Raw genomic sequence first — 6,938 nt, forward strand, 5'->3', positions numbered from 1 at the left:
GAGCTGGGAGATGATGAAGCGCCGCCTGCGCGAAGGCGTGGAATTCTTCCGCTTCCTGCGCGCGCACGAGGCGTGATGAACCGGCCGCATCGGGACGGCATCTGGAGCGGCGCATTGGCGCTGATATTCACCGTGAGCGTCGCTATCGCGGCGACGATCGCCATGCGGCACACGATGCTGTTGCACGTGCTGGCCGAATCGATCGCCGTGACGCTCGGGATCGGCGCGGCGCTCGGCATCGTCTATACGCTGTTCGCGAGCAGGCTCGTCGGACGCTTCTTCGCGCGCGGCGCGACCGCCCCGACGCATTTTCCCGGCGTGACGATCGTCAAGCCGCTGCACGGCGACGAATGGCAACTGGAGGGCCATCTCGCCAGTTTCTTCGACCAGGACTATCCCGGGCCGATCCAATACCTGTTCGGCGTGCACGACGCCGCGGACCCCGCCTTGGGCGCGATCGCGGCGCTGCGCCTGCGCTATCCCGACGCCGCCATCAGCGTCGTCGCCGATGCGCGGCTCTACGGGCCCAACCGGAAGATCGCCAATCTCGTCAACATGCTCGAATTCGCGGAGCATGACGTGCTGTGTTTCGCCGACAGCGACGTGCGCGTCGACGCGGCTTATCTGCGCCATGTCGTCGGTGCGCTGCAGGCGCCGGGCGTGGGCCTCGTGACCCTGGTTTACCGGGGCATGCCCGCGCCGGGTTTTTGGTCGCGCGTGGCGGCGTCGCTGACCGACTATCATTTCCTGCCCGGCGTGATCACCGGCCTGGCGCTGGGCCGCGCGCGGCCTTGCTTCGGGCAGTCGATCGCCATGACGCGGGATACGCTCGCCCGTATCGGCGGTCTCGCGCAATTCGCCCATCACCTCGCGGAAGATCACGCGATCGGCGAAGCGGTGCGGCGCTGCGGCGCGACCGTGGCCATTCCGCCCATCGTGGTCGGGCATGCCTGCGTCGAGAATACGTTCGCCAAGCTCTTTCTCCACGAGTTGCGGTGGAGCCGCACGATTCGCGCAGCCGATCGCTCGGGTCATCTGGGCGCGGTCCTGATGCATCCGTTCGCGCTCGCCATGCTCGCGGTCGCCTTTTCAGGCGGAGCCGGCGCGGCATGGCTGCTGGCCGGCGCGGCGCTGCTGGGGCGCGCGCTGCTGGTCCGGCAGGTCGACCGGGCCACGCGGCATCGCACGCACGGGCTGCCGTGGCTGCCGCTGTGGGACATGGTGCAATTCGCGATCTATGTGGCAAGCTTCTTCTCGTCGGGCGTCGTGTGGCGCGGAACGCGATTCCGCGTGGACGACAACGGCATGCTGTCGCTGGTCCATGAGAAGTGAGCCGACAACCCGACGAATCGCTGACACCGAACGCAAGAGAGCATCACTGATGAAGCATTCAGGCCGTATCGCCGCCCTGGCCGGCTTGGCAATTGCCGCGTGGCTCGTCTGGCGCGACCATCCGGCGGCCGTGTGGGCGCTGATGCGCGACGCGGGTTTCGGCCTCGTGCTGGCCGGCTGCCTCCACCTCCTTCCCATGTGCGCGAACGCCTGGGATTGGCGCTCGCTCATCCGCCCGGCCGAACGTCCGTCCTTTACGACGATGCTCAGGTTCGTCTGGCTCCGGGAGTCGATCAACGGGCTGCTGCCCGTGGCCCGGATCGGCGGCGAGATCGTCGCGTTCCGGCTGCTGCGTCTCGACAGGGTGCGGCCGGGGACCGCGATGGCCAGCCTCATCGTCGACACGCAACTCACGCTGATCAGCCAGGTCGTGTTCGCATTGATTGCGTGCGGCTACCTGCTGGGTCAGGCGAATTCCCAGGCGACGCGGTTCGCAGGCACATTCGTATGGAGTATCGCCGGCCTCGTGCCGGTATTGATCCTGTTCGCGCTCGCCCAGCATGCCCGGCCGTTCGAACGCATGGCGGGAACGCTCAATCGTCTCACCAGCGGCAAGATGCTCGCGCTCCTCGGGCAATCGGTGCGCGTCGATCAGTCGATCAAGCTGATCTGGCGTCGAACGGGTATCGTCATCCGCTATCTGTTCGTCTGGCAGACGCTCCAATGCGCCGGCTTCGCGCTCGAGATCTGGGCCGCGCTCCATGTCCTCGGCACCGACGCCACGTTCGCGCAGGCGTTCGTGATCGAGGCGTTGATCCAGATGCTCAGCAGCGTCGCGTTTCTCGTGCCGGGCAGCCTGGGCGTGCAGGAGGGCGGCTTCATCCTCATCGGCGCGCTGCTCGGCTTCGACGCCCCGACTTGTCTGGCGCTCGCGGGCGCCCGGCGCGTGCGCGATCTGCTGTTCTACGTGCCGGGGCTCGTCGCCTGGCAATTGGCGGAGTTCCGCGCGCCGCGCGAAAAGAAGAGGGGCGTGCGCCCGGAAGAACCCGCGCATGCCACGCATTCGAACCACGCTTGAATCAGGCAGGAAAGCGCTTGGGTGAGCGTGCGCCAAAACCGGGCGTCGGCGCGCCGCGCGCGCGAGATGAAAAAACGCGAGCGCCTCGGACATGTGTTCGTGAATCCGCTTCGATTCAGTCCTGGGGACATCACCGGCATCAGGATTCTTGCCATCTGCGGCAGCTCGCGTCGCGACTTGCTCAATCGGACGCTGCTCGGCGCTGCGATGCAGGGCGCGGCCGAAGCCGGCGCGGCGGTCACGCTGAAGCGGCTCGCCGATTGCCAACTGCCAACTGCTGCTGAACGCCGCCGATCTTGAGGCGGACCACGGCTCGCCCCAGGAGGCGCGGCCCCGATTTCGTCACCTCGACCACCAGCATCCCCAACCAGCGCTCGCAATAGAAGCTGACGTGCACTTGTCCAATAGGGTTTTCAGCCGAGGCGATGAGGTGAGCAGCAGGCGCTCGCTGTGACATGTGTCCCGTAGCAGGCGGCGATGCAGCGGAATGCCTGGATGGAATGGGCATGCCGTCCATAAGCCTCGATCCCCTCGTGGATCAGGCTCAGTGGGTTGCCGCCGCGATAGCCGCCTGCACCCCGCCGGCTTCAGTAGGTTGTGCCCGCAACGAACTGCGCTGCGGAGCCGCCCTTCCAGGTCCTGCTGGGAAATCAGATATCCAGTACTCCGGCGAGCGCCAGGGGATGTAGCGCCCGCAGGATCAACACGCCGATGCCGCCCACCATCATGGCCGCGAAATCGTCGCGCACGCGCCGGCAAACGGGGCTCAGGCCGATGGGATGGATGACGGGCTTCGCGTGCACCGACACACCGACCTTCAGATCGAACGCGCCCCGTGAAAAACATGCCGCGCCCCGGAAAAATGGGAACGGTTCCGCTCCATGATCAGGAACGGGATAGGGATGTATCGCGCGCGTTTCGCTCATCAGATGAAAGGAATTTGTTAAAGATAGTGAAGGCTTGTCGTGCGAGGCCGGTAATGGCTGGCAGACACAAAATTTGTCAGGGTAGGATCTGACGGTTAGGTGTGCAGGATGATTACTTTTCATTTACAAACCATCGACAAGACGTGCTCCTTGGATCGATAGAGAGACGAGCACGCGGTGGCCAATCCAGGACATCGATCGCCTAGCTATGAATGCAAACCTTGATCTGCATACGACGATGGTGAACGATCCATCCGCCTTCGTGATACACGACGTCAGCTGCTTTCCATTCGTGAACGTGCGGGTCGATAGGCTGGGGCCCGACTTCGAGCCGCAGTGGGAATCCGAGATGGTCGTGCTGCTGGCGCAATCCTCGCCGTTTGCCGTGATCCATCACGGCACCTTGCCTGACGAGACCGACGCCGCGCGAGAACGGCGAGCGCACTGGCTGGCCCAGCATCAAGCCATTGTTCTACGGCTCTGCAAGATCCGGATATTCGTGGAGTCCGACGCAGTGCGGCGCGCCGCTGCGATCATGCACTGCCGCCGGACCATGCAGACGTCGGGCGTGCCTAATCGCGTGGTCGCGACGCTCGATGAGGCGTATGCAATCGCATCGCATCGGCTTGCGCGGTGAGGGGCCGGGGAAGTCGATGTCCGCAGGTTCGCCACGGGATGTGGAGTTGTTCCAGCGCAGGCTGACCAGATACGCCATACCTGTCTAGTTATAGGCGAACGGCGGGGGCATCTATTTTTATCAATAGTTTGCCGATTTATACGACATTGCCTCTCTTGGATTGGCAATTTCGCTCACCTCGATTATCCCTCTCCCTATCTTGGCCTGGTTGCCAATGGCAGCGATTTTATTCGATTGCAGTTAATTTTTAATGCAATGTCGCTCGCGGTCAAATTGACGTCGAATATCTTATGCATTACGAGAAGGTTTCATGCAAATAATAAAATGCCTTCATAGGCGTGCATTTTTCAATGCGGATAGTCGCGACTTGAGCGCTCTGTGTGTTTTTGCTGAGGGAGAAGGGTACCATGGATGGTAATCGTATGTTGCGGGTGAAAAAACTTTTATCACGCATCGCGGCTGGAATTGCCTGCATCAGCACTCTATGTTTCGCAACAGTGAGTTATGCGTATAACGAATCCAATCACAAACAAGCTGTCTCGGATGGGCTGAAATCATCTGGCGATATTTTTGACAACAAGACGATGAGCAATCTCACCAGAGAACTCATGAGGCCTGATAGTGATCAATGGTATAACTTGCCCGCACATTGTGATGGAGGGGACTATCTAAGCACCCAAAATAATGGCGGGAAACCATACCCGATTTCAAGGGAGCAGGCGAATGAGTACTTTAATCAGTGCGCCAGGGATATGGTTCGTTACCTGGATGCTGCCGTGAAGGCATCTGGCAAACTCATTTTACCCGCAGGCTCCGGATATGTAATTGACACAACTCAGCTGATCAACTCGAAAGATTGTGCAAATAATAACGAGTGGACCTGGGTTAAAGGGACTTATGTAAATGGTGTCTGGAAGATGGGCAATTACAAGCCCTCGGGAGCCAGCCAGGATTTGAGGGCAAAATGTGTCGTTCTGAGAAATTTTGGGCGTATCCTTCATGCGACGACTGATTTCTATGCCCATACAAATTATGCCGACAAGGCGAACCCCGCGATGCCTATTGGCATAACCAATCCTCCGGGGCTTGATCTTGCCCCGACGCCGGCCCCCTTGCTGGAAATTTATTCCCTGTGGCAATATAGAAATACATTCTCGGATCCGAACGGCGCGCAAGCAGATCAGGCTCTGAAGGAGAAAATAAATAGCTCAAAAGATCGGCTTCCTGCGGACTTGGCATCGGGTTGCTGGGTTTATGGGGACGAGGAATATCAAAGCAAGTGTTTTAATAGAATTCGCGAGTCGGAGGACATGCAAAAAGATAGCCAGGGCGACAACCGATCCTTGGCTTCGCCGAATAATTTCAAAAATGCCTTTAACACCGCAGCCGCGGATTCCCGGAGGCAATGGGAGCTTTTGAAAAAAGCCTTAACTGAAAAATATGGCTTGGAGAAAGCAAGGCTGATGGCTGACGCGATTAGTAAAAATTAATCGCGCCAATGTTGACAAGCCCTGCGTGAGCAGGGCTTTCGTTTTGGTGAGTGGTAATTCGATCGGCAGGTTCGACGCCGCCGTGCAATCTGTAGGGAAGGGGATCCGGGTGGACGTCAATTAAACCTCGATTTGTGGGATTTTGCTGGCTGAGATGTGAAGTAGACGTATACAGACGAACCACATCAGCCAATCGGACGCGTCACCACTGGCTGCGTCGCGCCAGCCGTTTGTCGGCCGACGAACAGGCACAACTCGAAGCGTTATCGGCGAGCCTGATCGAAACTGCTATTTAAAGAGCGAGCAAGAAATCTCTGGCATAAGCCCTTCACGTCTCACACTGGAGCGAAGTGGCGTCGTTGGGTAATAGCAGCTGTGGAAGCAGCTATACCTGCGCTCACGCGCGTTACCATATCATTAGTGTGTGCCAGTTTTTTCTATTACGCAGATTGGATAGCCGTTTGGAAATCGCCCTCCGCCAGGCAGTTGCCCTCCACCCAGATCCAAACATGTATCGTCATAAGCAAAGCGCTCAAACTTTCTTCCCCCGTAGAATCCAAGAAGAACGCACACGATCATGCCTAAAGCCAATAAACCTCGTTTCATCTAATTTCCCCAAGCCCTAAACAAGACACTTCGATCGTGGGAAGGGTCTTTGGTTCATGCGGCAACAGGCATATTTTTCCTCTGGCTGAGGAAGGATCATCGCGGTGCAGGTCGGTGTGGCTCGTCAAGGCTGGCCGCGAACGCAGGTCCGTGCGGCGCGCTGCTGCTCGACTCCTGCGACGACCGGGAGCGGGCGTTCATGTCCCCGCTGATCGAGCGCAGCCGGCAGGCCCGTCGACGGCGGCGGATGAGCCAATGCGCGGAGAACAGCGACATTGAGTGACGAAGAAGGCCCGAAGCGACCGAAAAAGGTGAGGCGCCGCATTTTTTCTGCGGTCACCTTGCTGTCCGGCTCCGAGATGGAGGAGGGCGGAACTGTTTCCGAATGGGCAGTCCACAGTGACAAAGGTTGACGCAGCATCCCTTCGAATGGCGGCAGGATGCCGCTTACGCAGAGCGTTTCACATCCAGGATGCTGACATTACGACGGCCTTTCCGAAAATTGCTGCCGTAATAGTCAGACCAATCAACTTGCGGGGGAGTCCATGGCGATCGACAGGTTAACCAACAACACGACAATCAATTCCAACACCGCGCTGCAGGACGCGACGCAGTCGATCATCAACGGCACCACGGGCAAGAGCAATCTGAACATTGCGGGGCTGATCGGCGTTCTGGTCAATGACAGGACCAAGGGCTTGAACGTGGCGATCAGTTCCGCCACCACCCGGAACAACGATTTGTCCGCCGCGTTCGGCCGCGTGCGCACCGAACTGGCGTCGCTGCAGAAGACGCTGACCTCGCTGTCCGACGGCACGCTGCAGCAGAAATTCGCGGTCAACGCATCGGGCAAGGGCCTGACGGCCACC

At 59.6% G+C, this 6,938-nt stretch carries 5 protein-coding genes and 2 pseudogenes; 6 read left to right on the plus strand and 1 reads right to left on the minus strand.

Going from position 1 to position 6,938, the window contains the following annotated elements; translation table 11 throughout:
* Nucleotides 1-174 precede the first annotated feature (174 nt).
* From hpnI to AC1RQF_RS32905, 3 genes are read left to right on the plus strand one after another with little or no spacing between them, the layout of a single operon-like run.
* Complete coding sequence (hpnI, locus tag AC1RQF_RS32895) at nucleotides 175-1,332, plus strand: bacteriohopanetetrol glucosamine biosynthesis glycosyltransferase HpnI (protein ID WP_274004310.1); 1,158 nt, start codon at nucleotides 175-177, stop codon at nucleotides 1,330-1,332.
* Between the two features lie 49 nt (nucleotides 1,333-1,381).
* Nucleotides 1,382-2,410: a lysylphosphatidylglycerol synthase domain-containing protein gene (locus tag AC1RQF_RS32900; RefSeq protein ID WP_274004311.1), complete on the plus strand. Its 1,029-nt coding sequence runs from the start codon at nucleotides 1,382-1,384 to the stop codon at nucleotides 2,408-2,410.
* Nucleotides 2,411-2,431: 21 nt separating this feature from the next.
* Nucleotides 2,432-2,710: a hypothetical protein gene (locus AC1RQF_RS32905; RefSeq protein WP_492874286.1), complete on the plus strand. Its 279-nt coding sequence runs from the start codon at nucleotides 2,432-2,434 to the stop codon at nucleotides 2,708-2,710.
* 356 nt (nucleotides 2,711-3,066) lie between these two features.
* On the opposite strand, the pseudogene AC1RQF_RS32910 reads toward AC1RQF_RS32905, so the two are convergent.
* Nucleotides 3,067-3,168: pseudogene (locus AC1RQF_RS32910) on the minus strand (oxygenase MpaB family protein); the annotation flags it as partial.
* A gap of 376 nt (nucleotides 3,169-3,544) precedes the next feature.
* Between AC1RQF_RS32910 and AC1RQF_RS32915 the strand changes: the two are divergent.
* From AC1RQF_RS32915 to AC1RQF_RS32925, 3 genes and pseudogenes are all read left to right on the plus strand, one after another.
* Entirely contained in the window at nucleotides 3,545-3,973 is a 429-nt protein-coding gene (locus AC1RQF_RS32915; RefSeq protein ID WP_492874289.1) for a hypothetical protein, read from the plus strand.
* A 407-nt stretch (nucleotides 3,974-4,380) separates the two neighbouring features.
* Entirely contained in the window at nucleotides 4,381-5,463 is a 1,083-nt protein-coding gene (locus AC1RQF_RS32920; protein ID WP_274003111.1) for a hypothetical protein, read from the plus strand.
* Nucleotides 5,464-6,614: 1,151 nt separating this feature from the next.
* A pseudogene (locus AC1RQF_RS32925) lies at nucleotides 6,615-6,938 on the plus strand (flagellar filament capping protein FliD); the annotation flags it as partial.

This window comes from Burkholderia sp. GW821-FHT14F03 (genome assembly GCF_058803765.1).

Excerpts from the sequence above, each read along its gene's own strand:
- hpnI (WP_274004310.1), top strand. The coding sequence starts at position 175 with ATGCTGTTGCACGTGCTGGCCGAATCGATCGCCGTGACGCTCGGGATC.
- AC1RQF_RS32900 (WP_274004311.1), top strand. The coding sequence starts at position 1,382 with ATGAAGCATTCAGGCCGTATCGCCGCCCTGGCCGGCTTGGCAATTGCC.
- AC1RQF_RS32920 (WP_274003111.1), top strand. The coding sequence starts at position 4,381 with ATGGATGGTAATCGTATGTTGCGGGTGAAAAAACTTTTATCACGCATC.
- AC1RQF_RS32915 (WP_492874289.1), top strand. The coding sequence starts at position 3,545 with ATGAATGCAAACCTTGATCTGCATACGACGATGGTGAACGATCCATCC.